The following is a 21,274-nucleotide window of genomic DNA, read 5'->3' on the forward strand; positions in this document are numbered from 1 at the left end:
GCCATTCCCGCACGAGATAAATTGCCACCGGCTGCGTTGCAGTCGGTGGTTTTGTTTTTAAACAATGACTTAGGCGAGGCCCCCGATTTGCCTGCAGAAAGAGGCCTTACTCCCTTGAGCAACAAAGGCACCTGTTGACCGAGGCAACCGTATTGAGCAGGACTGAACTCAATACCTGGCCAGGTTCTTCCCCAAACTTCCCGACCGCACTTCCTTGCATTCGGGAACCAAACGGCGCGGTGCGTCGGGAAAGGACCAATGATGACTAAGATCAAATTCATTGAGGCGGAGTTTTATGATGCCAATGCAGACAAACGAGCAATTCGGCGGCGCCTGGAACGGTTCCTGAAAGTACGCCGCGCTCCAGGGCTCGGGGTCGCGCCGCCCGATCCGGATGTTCCGAGTGATCTCCTGCGTTGGGAGAGCGATTTGGCCTTTGTTGAAATCGGGCGCGAAGTTGAGGGGCGGATAGATCGCCGGGCTGGTAGGATGGTGGAAATGCGGGCCGCGCTCGCAGGCCTCTCTCATCTCAAGCACGATGACTTGAAGGCCCTGAAGGTTTTGCGCAACGGTGCGGAGCTGATCCAGATCCGGTCGGAGCAGCAGGCGGATGAAATCGCTGCCGGGATCCACGAAAACATGCCTTGGATGGCGCCCGCGACAGATTTTCTCTGGAAGTCGATGCGACGCTCAGTTCGCAATGGCGACGCGGGCTTCCGCCTTCCTCCGGTTCTCCTCGACGGACCGCCGGGGATCGGAAAAAGCATGTGGGCCCGTCAGTTGAGCACAAAACTTGGTGTGCCACGTTGTGGTGTGGAGGCGACGGCAGAGCAGGCGTCGTTTAGCATCGTGGGGGCGCAGCGCGGCTGGGCCAGCGCAATTCCGGGACGCCCATTGACGACAATCCTGAAGCATCTGATTGCGAACCCGGTGGTTGTTGTGGATGAAGTTGAAAAGGCCGGGGTTGCCAACTCGACCAAAGGGACCAGCTTTGGCCTGACCGAGGGGTTGTTATCCCTCTTGGAGCCATCTTCCGCGATCTCGTGGCAGTGCCCCTTTTACCAGGTGGGGTTCGACATGTCCTGGATTAGCTGGGTGCTGACCTCCAACACATTGGCGACTTTGCCTGCTCCATTGCTGAGCCGCCTGGAGGTTATGCGCCTGCCAGCGATTCCTGTTGCTGAGCTAACCGATTTTGCCCGACGGGAGGGCAGGAGGCGTGGACTAACGCAATCTTCGGTCGAGGCCGTCGTCGAGGCGTTGGACATTGCTGGGCGAGGCGCGGAGCTGAATCTGAGGCATGTGACCCGAATGCTGACACGGGGTGAAGCGATGGAGGTGGTTGGAATTCGTCATTGAGCACACAGTTCTGCGCCCACTTCATCCACAGAAAAGGAGCCGCATATCCCAAGCTCGCGCGGATCGATCCAGGTTTCCTGGCATGGTATCTTTTCTTTGATCTCCTGACTTTGGATGCATTGAAGGTCACCGAAGAAACCTACGACTTCCTGACCGAGATCATGAACAGGGCGGTTGGCGAGTAACCCACACCCGGATCCGCGATCCTTTTTATAGAACGTACATATTTACAGGGGCATTGATGAAATCGTCCCCACCTTGGAACCAAGTGAGATGAGGTAACACAAAGACCATGTCGAGACAGAGCAAGCTTTTATCACGCATCCTCCGGCATGAACCTGACCTGGTCGGGCTGACACTTGGCAGGGGCGGCTGGATCCAGGTGGATGACCTGCTGCGCGCCATGAAAAAGGCAGGACATCGGATCACGCGCGACGCTCTCCGCCAGATCGTAGCGGAAAATGACAAGCAACGCTTCACGCTCTCCGACGACGGGCGGCGCATCCGGGCGACGCAAGGTCACAGTATTCCGGTGGACCTGGAACTGTCTCCCTCCGAGCCCCCGACCGAACTGTTCCACGGTACCGCAAGCGCAAACCTCGATGCGATCTTTGCATCGGGCCTCATCCCTGGCCGCCGACAGCACGTCCACCTGTCGCCGGATCAGGGCACCGCGTTGAAGGTCGGCACGCGTCACGGCCGCCCGGTCGTCCTGCGGGTCAACACTGCGGCCATGCACGCAGATGGCCTCATCTTCTGGAGAGCGGATAACGGCGTTTGGCTTACCCCTTCCGTTCCATCTAAATACTTGGGCTTCTGAGCTCTTGATTACTCTCAGAGCCGTTGATCCAGACCACTATCCTGGGCGAAATTGGCAGCCTACATTGGTGGACAGCGCGGTTAGGCTGCGCCTACAGCCGCCTGGCATGACCGGTCGGCTAGGCGCAGGAAGTAGACCTGGTGTTTGGAGTATAGAACGCCGCCCAGTCCGGTGCATAACAGCCCTTCGTGTGAGACACAGCGTGAGGCTGCAGCCAGCCCAATTAAGACATTCGTGCAAGGCACAACGTTGCCCCTGCTGCAAGCGTGAGCAAAAATGACGATTTTCCCGAAAGCAGCCCCCTTCAGTAGGGAACCTCGATCCTGCCAGATGCTGCAGCTTGCACGACAGCGGCATTTCGCCCGATCAAACAACCTCTGCGCTCGTTTCTGACGTCAGTCCCCTGACATTATGGCGCTCCTACCCGCCTCTTGATCTCCTCGGTTACACCATTCGAAATTATTGCCGAGAATAGAGCAACACCTGGTGGGTTCAGTGTATCGCTACTGTAGTGAAGTACCTGTGGAAGCCCCCACAGCCGATCCTGGTACCAATGCAAAACATGACAACTGGCAAAAGTACCACCGGACAGCAAGAAATCTTTGCCTTCAAGCGGCGAAAAATCTGGTACGCCCTCTATCTCCACATACAAGTTAGAAGGTCGGAAAGAAATCGTCTCTGAACTTCCATTAGCTAATAAAATATCTTTGTCTTGTTCGAAAGTTAATGTGGACTTTGCTGTGAACGGGCCGATGACTTGGGCGGAGGTCGACCCATCATAAAACATTATATCACTAGCGGAGTATTGCTGGTTTGAGCTGCACTTGTAACCTATTATCAAAGTTGGAGAAAACCCATCATTATAAATACTCACCTCCACACTGAGCGCAGTGATGTCGATCTCATAACGTCCATGTGCATCATAGGGGATATCCGATATGTCGGGTTGCCAACTTGCTGCACCAAATAATGGCGGATTTTCAAAAAAGTAGTAACCGAGATACTTGTCGATGCTAGTCACGTAGTTTCCGGCCAATGTTACTGAGAGGGCTATAGTGGCTACGATCAGTGAGGCGGGACCGGAGCTTGAATTTAGAAACCTAATCCAGCGTTTCTGGCTTTTTTGGCAAAGGGGACAAACAGTCGCCATTTTGAAAATATCAGATCCGCATACCGCGCAAGGTTTGCACAAAATATCAGACCTAGCCGTTGGCGAGGTTTCGCCTTTGGAAGGGCTGATGGGTGGTTTTTCAACTTCTTTACTCATGATGCATAAGGCCCTTAAACCGGATGAAGAAAGTGTGCTTTAATATTTGGCGCCACTCCATCTCCTTCTTGCAAAAGGCACAAAAAGCAGCGGTCTATGGGACATAGTCAAGCGTCCGCTCTGCCCTCACCATTCACCTTCGATGGCAGTTGATAGTTGCACTTGCGGCGAAAGTCGGATTTTCCGATCCCCATGCAGCATAGGACTTCCGTCATGGTCCCAAAACCCACGATTTTGCAATTGGTGCTTCTTGCGCCTAGCATACACAGCCGCCCGGACCCGCGTCCTTCGAAACCTGATCGATCGCTCCCAGCCCATTCGTGACATGAGCGATCCGCGCACCGGGTAGACTGCAGATCTTCGCCGCGCACAGCATGAATGTCCAGAATGCGCAGGGGCGGACGGACGAATCGCCGTCCCTTGTCGACGCGACGCGCAGGAAGCGGACATGCCTAAATTCAAGGGAACTGATCCACCTATGCCCACGAGTCCGTGCCCAATGCGATCACGCGTCTGCGGCCCAGCGAGGCTGTCTTGCGCCGCCTGGTGGTCGGTAAGCTGAAGGAACTCGGAGTGAAATAGGGCTATTGACATCAGAGCCCCGCCATTTGGCGGGGCTTTTGATTAAGGTGGCCGAAGCACATCTCCGAAGTCTGCAGTTCGGAGCCTAACCCTGTTCAAACTGCGCCGTTCAATGAGCCGTTTTTGCGATAGTGCATTATGTCAACCCGACAAATTTCAGAGACGATTTCCGGGTGTAAATTGTGGCGGTGGGCTATTTCTTCCGTGCCGAGACCTTGTGCTATATGCCCCTCTACAGTTTTGTGGGGCAGGATCACTTCGGCGGCAGCAATAATACCAGCGTCATCCGCTGCTACATTGAGAGTGTAGCGGCCAGCTCTCTTCACAAGAGCATTGAGCAAGGAACCAGCATCCTCTGGGGTCGAGCAATACCCATCCATAGGAGTAAAGCAGTGCATCATTTCTTTGATAATGATGAAATCGCGCCAGTGATTTTCTAGTTCATCGTGGACGTAGACTGCTGCCACCTCGGGTTCGGGGGTTCCCGGCAACACAAGTCGGGCGAACATCCCGTCAACCGGTCTGGGCAGTCTCTCAATATGTACGTCGATCTGATCAATGCTCGTATGGTCTGATGCGAGAACGGCGTTCCACACTTCCGCGACGGTCATAGCGCTACCAATAGCGCGACCGGTTTTGTTGTGACGCAACTGGTGAAGGTGTTGGGCTAGATACGTAATTTTCAAAAAACGAGGCCTCCGGCTTGGCACCGGAGGCCCTTGTTGATTGTGTGGACACTGCACGGCGTCCAGACTGATTACATCAGAGCTTCCGCTCCCGCAAGAGGCGAGGCGTTTTTGACAACTTCAGCCAGTTTGATGTCAATGCTGGTTACAGCTTGGTCGGCTGCTTCAACAGGATTGACAATAAATTTTACGTCGCGCACCTCGGCTTCGGGGTACTTTTCGCGAAGCGCGACGAACAGCTTTTGCATTTTTCGCACCTCCTTGTGCTTCGCTTGTCCGACTCGACATGGGCGAGTCAATGATAACTTTCCAGCCGCTTACGTCATGATTATGACGTTTGCAAGATAACATTTTGTTAAATTCGGCTTGCAGAGCGTTCTGTCGCACTCCTTGAGAAAAAGTGTAGCTGAGCCACTTCGGTATCGCCAGAAGAATTTTTTTCCTTATGGTCCAGGCGCTTGATAGGCGTACTGTTCGTGCGGTGCATGCTCGATCATGTTGCGCTAGCAAAATCACGACTCTGTTTTACAGTCGTGTGTAGTGGAGTAGGTGCTTTTCGTCGGTCCCTACTGGGTTCTTTCATTGGAGAGAACGATGTGAGTTTGACGACGATCCAGGTGTCCAGATTGCCAGATGGTCAGGTGAGCGTCAGTAAGGGCTTTTGGAGTGATGTGTTCCCTGAGGAGCGGCGTGAACTGCGGGCGGCTTGGTGCGAGAGTATCCACGCCTGCTGGTGCGGGAGCTTGCTATTAGCTCGTCTGCCTAGCCAAGATACGACTACAACCATTTGGAGAGAATCATGTCCGATACAGCTAAATTTGTTTCAACCAATGAAGGTCGTCACCGCGTTGCCTATGAGATGGCTCTGGGCATGTGGACGGAAACCAATGCTGGTAGACGCCCCTCTGTAGAAGACAGCGAGAAGTTTCTTGAGCTAGTGGAGCGTTGTACCAATGCACTGGCCTATGGAATGGGGTGATTTGCGGCCTCGTCAGGAAAAGTAGAGAAAGCCCCATAAAACGCGGGGGTTCTTGGTATATCGGAGACTTTTCAGGCGGCAGCTGCCGTGACTTCCAGCTGCATTCCAAGCCCTTAAAATGCTGTTTCGACCTGTGCCAGCTTGCTTTCGTGGTTCGGGTCAAACATCCTGTCAGCCTTGGTCTTGGGCCACCCGGCGACCTGTTGCAGATTCGCGCGGGTCATGCCTGCAGCTGTCAGTTCCCTGTAGAGCTGAAGCTTGATGCTGAGTGCCAGGGGAACGGCAGAGCCATGATTGACGGATAGGTAGGGAAACTCCTGAAAGCCATTCATCCGCGCTGCGATAGCTTGCAGCACCGCTTTCCGGCCATGCTCCCTTGCTTCCTCCTTGGTGTCGCGAAAGGAGGTTGCTTCCGGGAGGGCCGGGCAGGTCACCAGAAAGGGGTCGTTATCGTCAGGGGGGGCGTTAAATCGGGTAAGACATGGCGGGTTCCTTTGTGGGTAATCCCGGCCTTATTCAAGACTGAGGCCTGGAGTATTCTGTTCAGGAGACCTGTTTTAAGCCCTTTTCTCTAGCCAAGCATTGGTGACTGAGAGGTCTTGTCGCCTAGCTTGACCGTCCTATGTCCACCTCCGCCTTTGTGGTTTTCTGAGGTGCGTCCATGCCGCTTGAATGGATCCTTGAAATTTCATGCTGTTCACTGGTTTGTATTATACTTAAACGCGCAATTGGCGTGTGGTAGGCGGTAGTGCTTTTTGGTTTACGTGAGGCTGTTACGTAAATGTGCCTGCCCAACTGCTCAAGGATATCGGTGTTCATCCAGGATGAGGTATTATTCTTTTTGGAAATCCGGATCCGGATGTACTGTTTCAATTTTGTTTGTGAGGGTTGCATTGGAAATCGTATGGATTGCAATTCACCTTTTGGTTTCCGTTTTTCAATAGAGAGTTTGCGTTCCCTGTGGTAAGGTTCACGCATTCAATACAAAGTCCTGGGGGATGAGATGCCCGACGCAACGTCGATCCGAAAGGCAATGATCATTATTGCCGTCTCTGACTACGTGGGCGCCTACGCGCAACTGCCTGGCACGTTAACCAGTGCTGCGAGGCTGGCTACTTGGGCCAGGGACCCTGCGCCGGGCAGAGACTACAAGGTACTCGAGATCACCGATGCAGCCAATAAGCCTGTCACGGTTGACCGGTTACGCAAGGAGATCGAGGCCTTGCTGTCGACCACAATCATCGACCGGCTGGTGGTCTATTTCGCCGGTCATGGCCTTGTGCGCTCGGCCACCGACCAGTTTTGGCTTCTGACCAATGCTGCACATGATCGGCGAGAGGGTGTTGATTTGATGCCTTTCATCGACGGGTTGAAGCGCTACAGCATCGGTGCTTCCAATCGGCATCTTAACAAGGGGCAGCTTTGCATCATCGCGGATGCCTGTCGCGATACCAGCCGTGAGGCAATCAACTTCACCGGCGATCCGATCCTAACTTCTGCTGCGCAGGCTAGCCCGATGGACATGGATATGTTCTTGGCCACGACACTGGGCGATTTTGCCTATCAGCCCGCTGCAGTCGCGGGCGCACGCGCTTCGTGTCTGTTTTCCGATGTTCTGTGCGAGGCGCTTGAAGGCAGCGTGCCAAGCGTGATCGACCCTGATCACAATTTCGGCGCGGTCATCGATAACCAGAAATTGGCGACCTATCTCGACGATGAAGTCCCGAAAAGGGCGAAGAAATACAATGAAAAGATGACGCCTGACACAATCAGCGGTCTGCGGCGCGACTTCAACTTCTACGACGTAGCCCCCCAGCCGCGCCTGGAAGTTCCGACAGCGGCTGCGCGTTACGCTACCGTCGTTGCGAACTCCACCATAGAGCCGCTCAACCCAGTGGCTGGCGATCGCATCGCCCGCGACGTTTCCGCTCTTGGCCTCGCACCCGCCGAAATGCGGTCGAGTGGCTTTGGCCATGTCATCGCCCGTAGTGCCGATCTTATGGACAAGCTGGATGTTGGTCGGCGCCGCGATGGCGCGGTCGTCTCCGAATTCGACGAACGGGTCGCTCTTCCGGAAACGGTCACGAGAAATCTTTCAGTTTATGGGAGCCGCTGGAGTTTCCTGCCCGAAAACGCCCACCCAGCACCGCAGCTTTTCGTTAGGCAGCGCCATTTCTGGACGCTCGCCCCGGTCTATCCACACAGTGTGACGGTGCTGCAGCCGTCAAACCCCGGCGATGTTCTGGTCAAGACACGTGGCGAGGACCCTGGGACGGAATGGGACACCGCGCTCAATTCCTCCGTCGCTAATAGCCGATGGGAAAATCGCCGTATGGAAGACGCGATCCGAGCCGCGGATCAGCTGCGCTTTGGCAAGGAGCGCCAGCCGTTGCATGCCGATCAAGCTGGGTATATCTATCATATGATTGGTGACACCGATAACGTCGTCCGCACTGCGCACTACATGGCCCAGGTCGGTTTCCTAAGCTGCGATCTAGCATGTCTTGCGGCGACGGAACTTCGGTGGTCACAGGGCCCAAACGGCTGGGAGATATATGCCGACTTGCCAGCGGTGGAGCCCGATGATGACCCTCTGCGCCCCGATTTTGCGAATACAGCGATGAACCCTTGGCGCAACGTGCCTGTGAACACGCTTTTCCCAGTTTTCCGGCAGGGCTGGCGCCGGATGGCCGAACTTCCCTACAGCAGCATGCCGAAGGTCTTGCGAGAACTGTCGCATATGACAGAGGGCTACGCCGCCGTTGTCTTGCCCGACAGCGCTATGCCCATCATTCAAGAGCACTTCTCGTATGTGATTCGTGATTTGTCCCGATAGGAGATTTAATCCATGCGACGTTTGGTTTTCGTCCACGGCATCAACAATGAAAGCCGTACCCGCGAAGACATCGCCAAGTTGTGGTGCGACGCACTGCGACAATCAATCGGGTCGCGCGCTGATCCATGGTGGGGTGAAGTGGAAGTGCGTACCGCTTACTATGCGACGACACTGGCGCGGGAAACGAGTGACTGGGACAAGGTGGAGACCACCGGCACCCGGATGAGTGCTGCCTCTCCCAACACCGATTACGCGGATCAGGACGTTGCGGCTCTCTACCTTGCGCTGCAGCGGGCTTACGGCATAGACGATGATCGTGTGGCACAGGAACTTGACCCCGGCGACGAGCGCGCAGCGGCGACGCGCATGGCTGCAGGCATCCACAAGGAATGGCTCAAAGCCATCGCCCGCACACTGGAAAAGGTCATCCCCTCGGCGGCTGACGGACTGGCTCGCAAGTTCCTTGCGCAAGCCGCAGCCTATCTCAACAAGCCAGGGGTTTTCGATCAGATCAACGAAATGGTGAATGAACAGGTTTTCAGCGATCTGGATCCGCTGGACCGGACCGTTGTCGTCGGCCATTCTCTCGGCACCGTCGTCAGCTATGTGCTGCTGCGCAGGATGGTGCGGGATGACAAGCTGCCGGTTTTCGTCACGCTTGGCTCACCGCTCGGCATCGATATCGTGCGCAATCGCGTGGGTCATCCCCGGATCACGCCTCCCGTGGCCGCGCGATGGGTCAATGGCGCCGATCCGGAGGATTTTGTGGCACTTCAGCCCAGTCTTGATCAGGTCAGTTTCGGCCCGGCGGAGATCGTCAATTTTCCAAATCTCGACAACGGGCACGAGGATGCCCATTCGATCGAGCGATACCTCGCGCATCCTGAGATCGCAGAAGTGATCTACGCGGGTCTGAAGTGACTTGACAGGAAAAGTTCCGATTCCTGGTGGGATTTGATGAGCCGCTAGCTCAGCTCAGGCGGCAGTCACTTAATTCCTAGCCTGCCCAGCTCGGCGATCTTCGAGAGACCGTAGAAATTTGACGAGTAGCTCCATCTGCTCTCGGGTTACTACCTTCTTGCTTGAAAGAATTGGCGAAATTGACGCGATCTCAGCGGGCTCCATGAGGTGCGCGCCAGTTTCTGCGTATTCTCGTGAATATCGATATGGATTAAGGTGCTGAGTGACTACGTCGATGAGGCTATTGGATTGCCCATTGTGAAAGTATGGAGCAGTCAATGTGATGTTTCGCAACGGAGGCGTGCGGAAGAGAAAGCGATCTTTTGGGAAACCCGTAGCATAATACCGTCCCAGATCTTTGTGCTCTCGCGGGTCTGGGACACCCACAGAATGGAAGCCAAAATCACTGAAAAGGTTCCCGCTATGACAGACGGAGCACCTTCCCACTCCGAAAAAGACAAGAGCGCCGCGCTTCTGCTCTTTCGTCAAAGCTTCAAGGTCTCCGGTGAGGTACATGTCCCACGGTGTTTCCCGGGTTTGAAACTCGATTTCAATATAGTGTGCCAGCGCGTTTCCTATATGGGCTGGGCTGATCTGCTCGGCACGGGTCAAGCCGTAGCTTGTCTGGAATAGCTCCTGGTAGCCAGTGTTTTCACCCGACATCTCTGCTTCACCGGTGAAGAGCAACTGGCTAAGGCGCGCCAAGACGTCTTCAGGTTCCAATGGGGCGATGCCACCAGGTGCTATCGCGTTTTGAGGCCCCGGTTTCCCCAGCATTTCAACCGGGCTGAACACCGGGCGGATTGATTGAAGCGCCATCAGGTTTTCGAAGCCGGATGTGTCAAGTCCTTCGGGAGACGAGAGGCCTCCAAGGCTTGCTGCAACCTCCACCTCCAGGCGTCCGTCCCATAGCATCGCAGAAACGTCATTATGGTCGCGGTTCCATAAATCCGGTACATTGCGGGCTGGTATTTCTGGCACCAGTTCTGGCGCCACCTCGAGCCGCGGTTCAAGATCATCCGCGTTAGAAGTGGCATTCTGCAGGTTGTGGCATGTCGCACAGGTCCGATCGCCGTAGCCACTCAACCGCGGATCATGGAAGAGCTTCTCGCCAAGCAGAAACTTTGGATCTCGCAGGTATTCTTTCAGGGGTAGTGGGGTGAGGTCCAGTCTCTCGATCGCGATGCGCAGTCGAGCATCGAGCTCAGCCTCTGTGGCACCACCCTCTCTCAGATCGGGATAGGCTGGGTCAGCGGTGGCAGAGAGGTGCAACGCTGCGAGAGCGTGCTTAGATACGTCCTGAGCAAGCAGGTGCTCTCTTAGCCGCGCGTAGCTCTTGCAAGGGAGCCGCGCTATGTCCAGAGCCTGGTCCAGGCGAGCCATCTCGGCCGAAGAGATGCGTTCGCGGGTGGCGCCATCCATGTCAGCGGCGCGCACGGCCTGATCGCAGGCCGCAGCGAGGTGTCGGAACTCTACCTCACTGAGATGAAGCTGGAGGCGAGGATGGAACTGCGCCAAGTAAAGGTGGATCGCCAATGAAAAGCATATTCCGACTACCGACAGGCGAAACAAGATGCTGAGTACAGATGTGGCTGATATCGGCCTCAACGTTCGGACTCGGGGTCGAAATCCAGCGCCGAGAGGAAGTCGACAATGTCTGAGATCTCCTGCGTACTGAGTTCGACCGAGTACACTGGTTCCTGCGACCAGCGCGCAATCCTCTGGTAGACTTCCGCGCGATCCAAGGGGGAAAGGGCGCTGGTGTCAATTTCTGCCAGCGGGTCCACATGTGTGCGGATTGCCTTAGCCAGATCAGGTTCTGCCCCGGAGTGGGAATAGGGAGCTGTCTTCGTCACATTGAATAGAGGAGGGGTCCTGAAGGTGTAAAGGTCACGGGGATCCTGGGTGAAGTTGTACCGCCCGTAATCAATACCGAAGCCGTTGAAGCCGAAACCGAACTGGGGGAAGGGGACCGCATGAAAATCGAGATCCGAAAAGTAGGGTCCAGAATGACACGCCGCGCATTGGCCGCGTCCATAAAAAATCAAACCACCTGCCAACTCGGATTCACTTAGATCCTCGCCATCGAAAACAAACCTGTGCAGTTTAGTGTCGCGAAGCCGAAACTCCATCCGGATGAAGGCTGCGAGCGCTTCAGCAACCTGCAGATAGTCCAGTTCTGCAATGTTGATATCGAAGGCATCCGCCATTGGTTTTGCGATCTCGGGGGTGGCCCGGATACGTCTGGCGATCTCCTGGTGAACTTGTTGGGCTGCATCGACGTCGCCTTGGCGCAGCCATTCCGTAGCATCGCTCTCACCGATCATTTCACGAAATTCGACTGTAGGTAGATGTGCAGCCACGACGAGCGGGTCATCTGAAGGGACGAGCGCGCCGAACTGGCTTTGCACCGAGCCGGAGCTGCCATCGACCCGGCCATCCCAGAAGAAAACATCGAAACCTGCGCCTCCTCGTCCCCAGAGTGCTAGGGCATTGCGAGAAAGCAGCCCCGCCGGGCTTTTCATCCTCTCGACGCCGACCCCGACGCCGCCCGCCCCGTGACCGAGCGGCAGTCCGTCCGCAGACCCGAACTCATCCAGATGGCAACTTCGACAGGAGACATTTCGCGTGAGCGAAAGCAGCTCGCTCTCAAAAAGGCGTTCGCCGACAGCGGCCTTGGCGGGATTGAATTCCGGCCAGAGCGCTTCAGACCGGCTCAGACCGTTGTCGAGTGCAGCCTGCCGTAGCACTGCCTCTCGCATGGTCTCCGCAGCGGCGGGGACAGAAAGGGTCAGCACGAGAGTGCATACAAGTTTAGTAACGAATTTCATGGATCTCGATCACGTCTTGCAAATCGATGGCTTTCGCTTCGATGGCTTTTAGCGCCATGAAGCCCAAGGCGTTCTCATCAAGGCCGAACAGCTGCAATCGCTTTCGGAGCAGATCGTAGTCCTGGCAGTCGATAAGACCAATCTCACTCGCCTCAAGCGCACGGACCGTTTCTTCGGAAGGCGCAGCTTCGACCTTTTGCTTGGCAATGAGATGGGCTCGCATGGAACGATCACATCTGTAGGTGACCTCTTGATAAGAGGTTTGCGCCACCGAGATCACCGCCCATTTCCATGCCGGTGGAGCGATTTGACCGACAAGTACGCCAGCTACAAAGATCAAGGCGCGACCGGCCCATTTATTTCGCGACGATATTGAGCGCATCTAAGACCTCCGGGGTGATCGTTCCAGTAATACGCAAGCTCCAGTCTTTTTGGAATTTGCTGATCGCGGATCTGGTGCCGGTGCCGACGATGCCGTCTATCGGGCCGGTGTAGTATCCGTAGGTATAGAGTGCCGTTTGGACGCGCTTTACGATGTCGATGAAAGCGGAGCTATTGCCTGGCAGTGGCTTTGGTGCCTGAGAAGCCCGTGGCATCACCGATGCGGGAGGGGTGCTGTTGCTTGACGGTGCGGTAGAACGGCTTGTCCCAGCCCCTGAATACCCACCACCCGACGAGGAACGGTGACTGCCGTGAGAGCCATGTGACCCATGGCTCGAGTGGGACCGATGACCTGCAAGTGTGTACTTGTGCTCACCTCGTAGCACTCGGAACAGTGATGTGGGGTTATCAGTATCCACATCGAACCCTGATGTTGCCACGGCCGCCTGGGTGGCCTGAGGCAGATAACCGGCAGCAGCGAGAGTGATGGCAAAGGTTCCAAATTTTTTCATTGGGGACGTATCTCCGTAAATCCACTATCTTCGCGATACCATTCGAAGAAACCGGTACAATCAGAGCGGAGCTGGCACTCTGCGCAAGCGGGAAGGTATTTTTGTTTCCAATCCGAAATCGAACGGGCTGCATATCGTCGGTATGCCGGAGGCACGGTGCAGAGCGGAAAATTGTAAAGGGTCACATCTTGATTGCGAGCCTGTATTAGGTCGATGGCGGTGCCAAGCTCATTGAAATCTGCGCTACTGTCGAAGAAACAACGGTCCCAGTTCATGCGCCCGTAGCCGATGCGCTCCATCTGCATAATCGCCCATGTGGTCGCGAAGGGAATATGTCGAGATATGAAGTCGGCAAGCCCGGCCAGTCCTGCAACGTTCTGTGTCATCACCACCGTTCGCAGCTCTATAGCCGCCCCAGCTAGCCCCATCAGCGAAAGGCTGTTGGACAGTTTATCAAAAGCGCCAGACTTACCCACGAGGTCATCATGAACCGAGGGAATTTCAGAATAGATCGGGATTCCCCAAAGCAGTTTACTTCGGTGCGCGCGCAGCCATGGCAGGTCATCGCGCTCAAAATGCTGCCCATTGGTGAGAATGTGGAAAGTCAGATCGTCTCTGTCGGTAAGGGACGTTTCGATGAATTCAAAAAGCTGCTTCTTGTGCAGCAGGGGCTCGCCACCTGACAGGCCAATACGAGCCCCGAGGGGGGCAAGTCTAGCGGCAGCCAGAAAATGGGCGAACATGTCCTCATGGTGGGGCTTAGGAGGCTGCGAGCACATGACGCAGAGCTGATCGCATTGCTCGGTGATTAGGAAGGTATTGTGCTGCGAGGCTGCTCGGATCAGCCTGTGGGCGATTTGCCGACGAGGATCAACAAGCAGAACGTCTCCGGCAACGTCTGCAGGTGCAACGTTGTGGAGATGAAAATCGCCACAAACCGATTGAAATCCAAGGAGGTTCGGCTCTTCCATGATCAGCTGAGCGTCTGAGGTGTCTTGCGACACTTCGTTGGCGATTCTCACGACAAAGGGCGCAAGCGATGGGTCACATTCAGATTTGAGGCGTAGAGAGATCATGGGGCCACCGGCTTTAGAGCGTCAGGAAGCGTTTCAAGGCCGAGCCACTTCGAAAGGGTATGCTGGACTGCCGGATCATCGCTGTAGAGAAGGTCGAACGCGAGATCAAAGACACCGAGATGCCGCTGGCAAAACCAACTGTCTCCTCGGGGTAAGTCTATCCTGCCACTGCGTGAAAGATCGTCGATTGGGTCGGTCCCGCAGAATGGCTGATAAGGACAGTGAATGCAGTCGGGATCAAAGTTGTTGATGTGCCCTGGTGCTAGCAGCGAGAGTTTGTCTTGGTCCAGCCCCTCCGCGACACTGCCGATCGACAGGTCCACCTGCTTGATGCGCGCCAGCATGCGGGCTTCATCGCTGGGGTAGATCAGCCCGTTGAAGTCGACCACGGCATTTGCGCCGCTCGGGATGTTGGGGTTTCTCAGGTCAGTATGGTTGTCGGCACCTGGTCCAAGGACGCGACGCAGGCAATGCGTGAGATAAAACTCTTCCATCACCCTGCCTGTGCGAGCGGTATGGGCGATGAGCGCGTCGATGAAGTCACGGTAATAGGTTGACCAGCTTTCAGACGCCCGTGCTGCCGGGTGGATCTTGCGGGCGAAACCTTGGTAGTTAACCGGCCGCAGGTAAAGTGACTTGAAGCCAAACTGCTCGTAACTCGCAATGAGTTCTTCCGCCGCAGGGGGATCCGTAATGTCGATTGTTGGCAGGGCCGAAACTCTTTCGGACCCGACCAGATCAATCACCCTGGCGAGATTGCGATGAAACTCCTGGGTTAGTTCGGGGTTTGCTGTCCGGTTGCGGGTATGAACATGGTGAGGGCCGTCGAGAGACGTGCTGATGAATACGTCGTCGCTCTTTATGAAGTCGGCGATATCGTCATTCAGAGTCTGCAAATTGGTGCAGACCACGAAGCGCGCACTGCGGAAGCGCTGCCGAGCGAACTCGGAAACTGCTTTCAAGTGATCGATACGCAGGAATGGCTCTCCTCCCTGGAACTCAATCTGGATCTCATCGCCCGGAAGCTGGTCGAGGAAGCCGAGGGTTTGTTCAAGTGTCTCGTCGCTCCAGTCGAAGCCCTTGGAGGCAAGGGGGGCACGGGACACTTGGCAATACGAGCATTTCAGATCGCACCGCAGAGTTGGAATGAGTATGACGTAGGCAGGTCCACCCCCAACATATTGGCGTTGCGCCCATCTGCTCATAAAGGCTGTGTGTGAAAGGTCGCCTTCTGTTCGAAAGGTATGTCCTTTCTCCCTAAGGAATGCGGTATCCGCTCGCGAAAGCTGTCCAACAGCATAACGTTCAACGAAATCTTGATGCGCTATAAAATAGCTGCCCGAGTCATCCGCCATTATCACACGTCGGTCAGAAAGCTCTCGAAACTTCAGAGGCCAAGTATGCATCAGACTGCAAGCATTTGATATAGGCAGCGCCGCATAGGCAGTGTCTGTTGGAAAATGCTCTCGCGGTAGACCTGATAAGCGATCTCGCGCTCAAGTTTTGCCTGATCCGTCGTTTCGGGGCCGCGAAACGTGACCCCGGTCTCTGTTCTTTCAATTGTCAGGTCTGGAAAAATGTACTTCAGGCGTAGGATTGCGGCTGGAATATATCCATGAAGCTCGTGCGGAATTGAAACATTCGAATGTATTTCGGACGACATAAGTGGCACCTTGTCAAATTTGAACGCAGGGCGCTGACCCAACCTGGTTCCTTTCTGCCCAAATACTCGGTCTCACTTCAAGCTCTTTACCTCCCAGGATTGTCGAAAGATGTCGTTGGCTTCTTTTTGGTTGCGGGCTCACTGCATTATTATCCAAGGGTGGCTCTGTTGCACATATCCTCTGAGGGATTCATCTCGCGCTTCCAGCGCGGTAGCTGGGATGCATGAGCAGACCCACACCTCCGACCTACAGGACCAAGAACTGGCCAGACCACAATGAAGCGCTCAAGCGCCGTGGCTCGCTTACGATCTGGTTCGACCCCGAGATGAACTGGGATGCCGCGCCGACAGGCAGGCGTGGCCGCCAGCAGACCTACAGCGATGTCGCTCGGTCGACGCCCCGAATGTGACTGCACTTTGCCTAGCTTGCAGCAAGAACAATCCGCCTACAGTTTTTCGTGAAAGTCGCTCCAGTGTCGGCAAAGTCCCCATTACTTGCGGCCTGAGTGGCCAATACAAGGCTAATCAATGTCTGTTTTTTGGTATCCCGACTGCAAGCATGCTAACAAACTTGTCAGTATCGGCAAGCTAAACGTATAGGGAGATTTTGAATGGCTGCAACCGGCCCAATACGCTATTCGGATGCTCCGGGTCGTCCGGCGGAGGTTACGAATAACGTGATGCGTGTCTGCAATCTACTTGGCGGCAGCAAGGTCATTAAACGTCCTGTCCGAACCCCATTGGAGGCGCACGACATGATCGCAGATGGGCTACCGCTCAAGGCTCTCTTATTCTTGGTAGACAGAGTGCAGGTGCTAAAGACTGGTGGCACACTTCACAAGGCCATCGGGTTCAGTCATTGCGCGCTTGTGCGGCGGAAGCCTGGAGGCCAAAGAAAGACGCTTTCAACGGAACTTGGTAGCAGGATCTGGCGCTTTGCCGACATCCTTTCCAGGGCCTCGGACGTCTTAGGAGACCAGAAGCTGGCAGAGGCTTGGCTTCTGGAACCTGCACTCGGTCTCAACCAGAGGAGACCGATCGACCTACTGGGGACCGCTATTGGGACCAAAGCAATTGAAGACCACATCGCCAGAATGGACTACGGGATCTACTGTTAACGCCATCTTGCCGTTCGATCTGTCGCCTTGGATTCGCCCATAACAGTGGAGAGAACCAGCAGAGGAACCAGGAGGTTGGCGTGCCGCCATCGGGTGGTCCGGTTCGATTGTTAGTGCATGATCGTCCGCAGTTCCATCAGTACGATGGTTTCCAGTGCCGGTGGGCGGTTGCTTCTGCAGGATCTGCGGCACGGCCTTGAGGGAGATTTTGTCGGCTGAAGACAGCTTCCCCATTGCCGCGAACACTTTGGATGGCGATCCGGGCCTCGTGAATCAATTCCACGAGTTCGTTGGCGAGAAACCCTCTTGGTATGAAATCTGCGAAGACGCCCCACAGAATGTCGGGCATCCGGATTAGGCGTTTAGCGGACGCTCAAGTCATTCTAATGGATGCCCAATTCGTCCGCTCTGCTGACTTCGGACAGGAAGACTATGATGCACGTTGCTGCGAAGGTCGGTTAGAGGAAGGTGCAGTGCAGCGATGGCCAACCTCGTGAATGTCCAGAGAGGGCCGGTTCCCCCCCCCCCGAACCCGCGGAGAAAACCCAACTCTGCGAATGGTGCTTTTTGCGCCTAATTGACCAGAGCGCCTGAACGCTCGCCATGTCGCTGCTGCCACTTAGGCCAAACTCCGCGTTCTGGCTATCGCCCTTGGCCGCTGCTTCCAATAACACCAAAGGGGCCCATTTGGGCCCCTTGGCTACCTCGACAACCTCTTAGCTATTCACCCTTGCGGTTGAACTGTCAAACGACAGCGGGGGAGCCCTTGCAGTCGATCACGAACTCCTATGCCTTTTAGAATAACGGCTGATCAACACCTCGTCCACTCCTACCCGTGCGGCTACGTTTGACACTGGTTTCCTTCCGATTTTTGGCCTCGTCATCCAGAGTCCCGTACGCCACAGGAAAATGCCAAAGCCAACAGCCCAAAACATGGTCGAGAGATCAATCCCATCCAAGTTTCCGATACCGAATTCTTGCCCGGCAACGCGGGCAAGCATCGCGGCGCAGATCATTGCGAATGCCAGACTTAGCGCGCGCCCGGCTACCAGCGGGCGGCCTGTATGCCCCATGGTGGCCCGCATCATCACCGCCAGGGTCATACCCGCAACTGCCCCGATGCCGAACACATGGGCAGTGACGGCAGGCTCTGCGATCCCCAGGGCACCCGCTGCAATCGTTGCAAAGCCGAGCGGCACCATCAGGTAGGCGATGTGCAGCATCAGCAACAGGGGGGACCGCCAGGTGTTCTGCCCCCGCCACCGCACAAGACGGCAGAGGTGCAGAATGGCCGCAGCGCCACCTGTGAACACGCTCACCAGATCGAAGGGGGCCACTGTCCAGCTGAGCAAGGCGGCCAGACCGGAGATAATGCAGACCCCGTCAAACCTGTTGAACGCGACCGGGAGCCGCGTCGCGCCCCGCTGGGCCAGCCAGTTGCGGGTGAAACTCGGTACGATCCGCCCGCCGATCAGAATGATCAGGAAAATCAAGAGCGCAATGCCAAGCCGCCGACCGGTGTCAGCAACACCATCTGTCAGCGCTTCGATGTGAAACAGGACATTCGCGCCCCAGAGCAGAGATACGGGGACAAGCACCTTCAGGTTCTTCCAGTTGCGGCCCGCCACGATTTCGCGGGCAATCATTGTGGCAACGACAAGCAGGAACATCTGGTCGATGCCCAGAACCCAGGGCGCAGCAAAAGGCACAAGGCCCGCGACGGCCACTCGCCCAGCCAGCCACAGCATCAGCAGCAACGCCAGTGGCCAGCCCCGCGTTGGCATTCTTCCGGTCCAGTTGGGAACCGCGGTGAACAGAAAACCGGCGACCACGGCGGCACCGTATCCGAAAACCATCTCGTGGATATGCCAGTCTGCCGGAACAAAATATCCGCCAAGGGTCACATACCCGCGCCAGACCAGCCACCATAGCGGGATTACCCCGCAGGCGAAGATGCAGGAAAAAAGAAAGAAAGGGCGAAAGCCATAGCTGAACAGCGGCGGCCCCTGAAAATCATTCCGCGGTTTCATTGATCACACCCTTTTCAAAGCAATCGGGCGGCACCTCTGGCACCGCCCGCTTCGGTCAGTTGACGCGGGCCTTTCGCGTTATTCGACCTGAGCGATGAGATCCGCCATCCGGCCCTTTGCCTTGCCCTTCTGTTTCACGGTCTTCGCGCCATCCAGGTTCACCGCATCCCCGACCTGGATCAGGGCGACCATGCCCATTGCGTAATGCGGCGTGCATTTGATCCCATAGACGCCTTCCGCCTCGACGGTCAGATCAAACTCCTTGTTGAACTTGCTTTTGAACCCTTCGACGCCATCGGGAAGCATTCCCTTGATATCTTCGACGTTGTGGCCCTTGTCGGTGGGAATGAATTTCACCACGTCGCCCGGCGCAGCCTTCACAAAGGCAGGTTCGAAGACCATCGCACCAACTTCGCCCTTGTTTAACATTCTAACCTCGAAGGTCTCCGCACCAGCAGCTCCGGCGGCAAGGGCAACACAGGCGGTCAGCATCAGTTTCTTCAGCATCGGAACATCCTTTCATTTGTCCGGTTGCGTTCTCTGCCCCTGATATGCGTTATGGGGAGATGCCGAACGTTGCTCTGAAACAAACTCCGGACACAAAACGTGCCCCAGCTCGATGAAAGCCTGCTGACCGATCTGCCGCCGTTCTCGCTTCTGGAGAGGGGACAGATTCGCGAGATCCTGAACCATGCGGTATCGCGCAGGTATGAAGAGGGGACCGAGATTTTCCGGGAGGGGCATGAGGCCGAGCGGTTCTACCTGCTTCTTGATGGCTACCTGCGCGTTGTGCGGACGACGCCCGGCGGCGACCAGATTATCGTGTTGCACATTTCGCCGGGGCAGCTCTTTGGCATCGCCCCTGCGCTCCAGCGGGATACCTACCCGGCGACATCCATCGCCGCAGCTGAGTCCATTGCGCTGTCCTGGCCCACCAGCGTGTGGGAGGATTTCACATCGCGGTTTCCGGGCTTCGCGAGTGAAAGCTACAAAACCCTTGGGCAGCGCCTTGGCCAGATCCAGGAAACACTCACCGAGATGGCGACCCAGGCGGTGGAAAAACGCGTCGCCTGTGCTCTTTTGCGGATGGTCAATCAGACTGGCCGCAAGACCGCGGACGGGATCGAGATCGCCTTTCCCGTGACCCGCCAGAACATTTCCGAAATGACGGGCACGACACTCCACACCGTAAGCCGCCTGTTGTCTGCCTGGCAAAAGGATGGCGTCGTTCGCTCAACCCGCAAGCATATCGTTGTCACAGACCCGCACCGGCTTGTCCTGCTGAGCGGCCTGGAAGGCTGAGACCGAACAGGCTGTGTGCTGCCGGATCAGGGGCTGCAGGCGCGCTGACCGGATCAGTCTTTTGGTATCAGCGCAGCCAGTTCCGCCCTGAACGCATCCTCATCAAGATCATATTCAAGGCAGGCATCCGTCAGCGCATGGAAGGGAGCGATCGGACAGCCGGGGCAAAGCATGCGCCGGTCGAAGAATACAGTCGCCATCTGTGGCCAAGCTGCAAACAGCTCGGACAGCGCCAGATCGGGATCATCGAAATCAGGCTTGCGCATGGCGGGTCCTTTCATACCGACATGCTGCGCGCATCTTTCGGCTCGTTCTTTGCGATTCCGCAATAAGCGACCACGCTACCCCCCATAGACGTCAGGTATCCGCAACAATTTGTCGGGACCGCGACATGTCAGAAATACTTACCAAATCGCGGGCCAGGAACGTGTTCTACGGGGGATCCATCTTCTTCGTCGTCGTGTTCGTGGCCCTGACGGCGCATAGCCACCGTTATATCGTAAACGAGGCCACGGCCGGAATGCCCCTGACCGAGGAGGTCAGGCTGGGCAAACATGTGTGGGAGCGCAACTCCTGCATCAACTGCCACACCCTGCATGGCGAGGGCGCCTATTTCGCCCCCGAGGTCGGCAACGTGATGACCCGCTGGGGCGCGCAGGACGATCCGGAACTCGCCTATGAGATCCTCGACGGTTGGATGAAATCCCAGCCCTCGGGCATCGAGGGGCGTCGTCAGATGCCGCATTTCGAGCTCACCGAAGAGGAAATGCGCGGGCTTGCCGAATTCCTCCGCTGGGCTGATCAGACCGATACCCAGAACTGGCCGCCGAACGACGCGGGCTGATCGAGGGACAGGAGACAAGCGCAACCCG

The 21,274-nt window shown here is 56.1% G+C and carries 23 protein-coding genes and 1 pseudogene; 11 read left to right on the forward strand and 13 right to left on the reverse strand.

The window, feature by feature from the left end:
* Positions 1 to 258: 258 nt before the first annotated feature.
* The 3 genes from SM764_RS04095 (at position 259) to SM764_RS04105 (ending at position 2,179) form a co-directional block, all read left to right on the forward strand.
* The gene (locus SM764_RS04095) at positions 259 to 1,359 is read left to right on the forward strand and encodes an AAA family ATPase (protein WP_369001076.1); all 1,101 of its coding nucleotides are present in this window, start codon (positions 259 to 261) and stop codon (positions 1,357 to 1,359) included.
* Positions 1,356 to 1,544, forward strand: a complete 189-nt coding sequence (locus tag SM764_RS04100; RefSeq protein ID WP_369001077.1) for a hypothetical protein — start codon at positions 1,356 to 1,358, stop codon at positions 1,542 to 1,544. Before SM764_RS04095 ends, SM764_RS04100 begins: the two co-directional genes overlap by 4 nt.
* 107 nt (positions 1,545 to 1,651) lie before the next feature.
* A complete protein-coding gene (locus tag SM764_RS04105; RefSeq protein WP_369001078.1) occupies positions 1,652 to 2,179 on the forward strand; it encodes an RNA 2'-phosphotransferase in 528 nt (175 codons plus the stop codon).
* Positions 2,180 to 2,588: 409 nt separating this feature from the next.
* Here SM764_RS04105 and SM764_RS04110 read toward each other — a convergent pair whose 3' ends face one another.
* Positions 2,589 to 3,200, reverse strand: coding sequence for a hypothetical protein (locus SM764_RS04110; protein WP_369001079.1), 612 nt, complete (start codon positions 3,198 to 3,200; stop codon positions 2,589 to 2,591).
* Between the two features lie 34 nt (positions 3,201 to 3,234).
* Between SM764_RS04110 and SM764_RS04115 the strand changes: the two genes are divergently transcribed.
* Positions 3,235 to 3,489, forward strand: coding sequence for a hypothetical protein (locus SM764_RS04115; RefSeq protein ID WP_369001080.1), 255 nt, complete (start codon positions 3,235 to 3,237; stop codon positions 3,487 to 3,489).
* 634 nt (positions 3,490 to 4,123) lie between these two features.
* Here SM764_RS04115 and SM764_RS04120 read toward each other — a convergent pair.
* Together SM764_RS04120 and SM764_RS04125 are read right to left on the reverse strand one after the other, a co-directional pair.
* Entirely contained in the window at positions 4,124 to 4,639 is a 516-nt protein-coding gene (locus SM764_RS04120; RefSeq protein WP_369001081.1) for a hypothetical protein, read from the reverse strand.
* 146 nt (positions 4,640 to 4,785) lie between these two features.
* A complete protein-coding gene (locus SM764_RS04125) occupies positions 4,786 to 4,962 on the reverse strand; it encodes a hypothetical protein (protein WP_369001082.1) in 177 nt (58 codons plus the stop codon).
* Between the two features lie 551 nt (positions 4,963 to 5,513).
* Here SM764_RS04125 and SM764_RS04130 point away from each other — a divergent pair.
* Positions 5,514 to 5,693: a hypothetical protein gene (locus tag SM764_RS04130; protein ID WP_369001083.1), complete on the forward strand. Its 180-nt coding sequence runs from the start codon at positions 5,514 to 5,516 to the stop codon at positions 5,691 to 5,693.
* A 113-nt stretch (positions 5,694 to 5,806) separates the two neighbouring features.
* Here the strand turns inward: SM764_RS04130 and SM764_RS04135 are convergent, their stop codons facing one another.
* Positions 5,807 to 6,049 carry a hypothetical protein gene (locus SM764_RS04135; protein WP_369001084.1) on the reverse strand — a complete coding sequence of 81 codons (243 nt, stop codon included), beginning with the start codon at positions 6,047 to 6,049 and terminating at the stop codon, positions 5,807 to 5,809.
* Between the two features lie 647 nt (positions 6,050 to 6,696).
* Between SM764_RS04135 and SM764_RS04140 the strand changes: the two genes are divergently transcribed.
* Together SM764_RS04140 and SM764_RS04145 are read left to right on the forward strand one after the other, a co-directional pair.
* A complete protein-coding gene (locus SM764_RS04140) occupies positions 6,697 to 8,529 on the forward strand; it encodes a caspase family protein (protein WP_369001085.1) in 1,833 nt (610 codons plus the stop codon).
* 12 nt (positions 8,530 to 8,541) lie between these two features.
* Positions 8,542 to 9,450 carry a lipase family protein gene (locus tag SM764_RS04145; protein WP_369001086.1) on the forward strand — a complete coding sequence of 303 codons (909 nt, stop codon included), beginning with the start codon at positions 8,542 to 8,544 and terminating at the stop codon, positions 9,448 to 9,450.
* Between the two features lie 69 nt (positions 9,451 to 9,519).
* Here the strand turns inward: SM764_RS04145 and SM764_RS04150 are convergent, their stop codons facing one another.
* The 6 genes from SM764_RS04150 to hxsB form a co-directional block, all read right to left on the reverse strand.
* Positions 9,520 to 11,025, reverse strand: coding sequence for a cytochrome-c peroxidase (locus SM764_RS04150; protein WP_369001087.1), 1,506 nt, complete (start codon positions 11,023 to 11,025; stop codon positions 9,520 to 9,522).
* Between the two features lie 68 nt (positions 11,026 to 11,093).
* A complete protein-coding gene (locus tag SM764_RS04155; RefSeq protein ID WP_369001088.1) occupies positions 11,094 to 12,320 on the reverse strand; it encodes a His-Xaa-Ser system-associated MauG-like protein in 1,227 nt (408 codons plus the stop codon).
* The gene (locus SM764_RS04160; RefSeq protein ID WP_369001089.1) at positions 12,304 to 12,702 is read right to left on the reverse strand and encodes a TIGR03982 family His-Xaa-Ser system protein; all 399 of its coding nucleotides are present in this window, start codon (positions 12,700 to 12,702) and stop codon (positions 12,304 to 12,306) included. The genes SM764_RS04155 and SM764_RS04160 overlap by 17 nt, the downstream gene beginning before the upstream one ends.
* Positions 12,677 to 13,213: a His-Xaa-Ser repeat protein HxsA gene (gene hxsA / locus SM764_RS04165; RefSeq protein ID WP_274837028.1), complete on the reverse strand. Its 537-nt coding sequence runs from the start codon at positions 13,211 to 13,213 to the stop codon at positions 12,677 to 12,679. The genes SM764_RS04160 and hxsA overlap by 26 nt, the downstream gene beginning before the upstream one ends.
* Positions 13,210 to 14,289 carry a His-Xaa-Ser system radical SAM maturase HxsC gene (gene hxsC, locus SM764_RS04170; RefSeq protein WP_369001090.1) on the reverse strand — a complete coding sequence of 360 codons (1,080 nt, stop codon included), beginning with the start codon at positions 14,287 to 14,289 and terminating at the stop codon, positions 13,210 to 13,212. The genes hxsA and hxsC overlap by 4 nt, the downstream gene beginning before the upstream one ends.
* On the reverse strand, positions 14,286 to 15,695 hold the full coding sequence (hxsB, locus tag SM764_RS04175) for a His-Xaa-Ser system radical SAM maturase HxsB (protein WP_369001091.1): 1,410 nt from the start codon (positions 15,693 to 15,695) through the stop codon (positions 14,286 to 14,288). Before hxsB ends, hxsC begins: the two co-directional genes overlap by 4 nt.
* Positions 15,696 to 16,176: 481 nt before the next feature.
* Between hxsB and SM764_RS04180 the strand changes: the two are divergent.
* Both SM764_RS04180 and SM764_RS04185 read left to right on the forward strand, forming a co-directional pair.
* Positions 16,177 to 16,350, forward strand: a pseudogene (locus tag SM764_RS04180) (transposase); the annotation flags it as partial.
* 282 nt (positions 16,351 to 16,632) lie between these two features.
* Positions 16,633 to 17,070 carry an Xre family toxin-antitoxin system antitoxin gene (locus SM764_RS04185; RefSeq protein WP_369001141.1) on the forward strand — a complete coding sequence of 146 codons (438 nt, stop codon included), beginning with the start codon at positions 16,633 to 16,635 and terminating at the stop codon, positions 17,068 to 17,070.
* 776 nt (positions 17,071 to 17,846) lie between these two features.
* Here the strand turns inward: SM764_RS04185 and SM764_RS04190 are convergent.
* Together SM764_RS04190 and SM764_RS04195 are read right to left on the reverse strand one after the other, a co-directional pair.
* On the reverse strand, positions 17,847 to 19,100 hold the full coding sequence (locus SM764_RS04190) for an NnrS family protein (protein WP_369001092.1): 1,254 nt from the start codon (positions 19,098 to 19,100) through the stop codon (positions 17,847 to 17,849).
* A gap of 78 nt (positions 19,101 to 19,178) precedes the next feature.
* Positions 19,179 to 19,607: a pseudoazurin gene (locus SM764_RS04195; RefSeq protein ID WP_369001093.1), complete on the reverse strand. Its 429-nt coding sequence runs from the start codon at positions 19,605 to 19,607 to the stop codon at positions 19,179 to 19,181.
* A 99-nt stretch (positions 19,608 to 19,706) separates the two neighbouring features.
* On the opposite strand from SM764_RS04195, the gene SM764_RS04200 reads away from it, so the two are divergent.
* Positions 19,707 to 20,402: a Crp/Fnr family transcriptional regulator gene (locus tag SM764_RS04200; protein WP_369001094.1), complete on the forward strand. Its 696-nt coding sequence runs from the start codon at positions 19,707 to 19,709 to the stop codon at positions 20,400 to 20,402.
* A 53-nt stretch (positions 20,403 to 20,455) separates the two neighbouring features.
* Here SM764_RS04200 and SM764_RS04205 read toward each other — a convergent pair whose 3' ends face one another.
* Entirely contained in the window at positions 20,456 to 20,668 is a 213-nt protein-coding gene (locus SM764_RS04205; protein ID WP_369001095.1) for a DUF1858 domain-containing protein, read from the reverse strand.
* A 125-nt stretch (positions 20,669 to 20,793) separates the two neighbouring features.
* On the opposite strand from SM764_RS04205, the gene SM764_RS04210 reads away from it, so the two are divergent.
* The gene (locus SM764_RS04210) at positions 20,794 to 21,246 is read left to right on the forward strand and encodes a c-type cytochrome (protein WP_369001096.1); all 453 of its coding nucleotides are present in this window, start codon (positions 20,794 to 20,796) and stop codon (positions 21,244 to 21,246) included.
* The last annotated feature ends 28 nt before the right edge of the window (positions 21,247 to 21,274 follow it).

Origin of the sequence: Pseudophaeobacter sp. 1A16562 (assembly GCF_041008785.1) — a bacterium.
Lineage (GTDB): Bacteria > Pseudomonadota > Alphaproteobacteria > Rhodobacterales > Rhodobacteraceae > Phycobacter > Phycobacter gallaeciensis_A.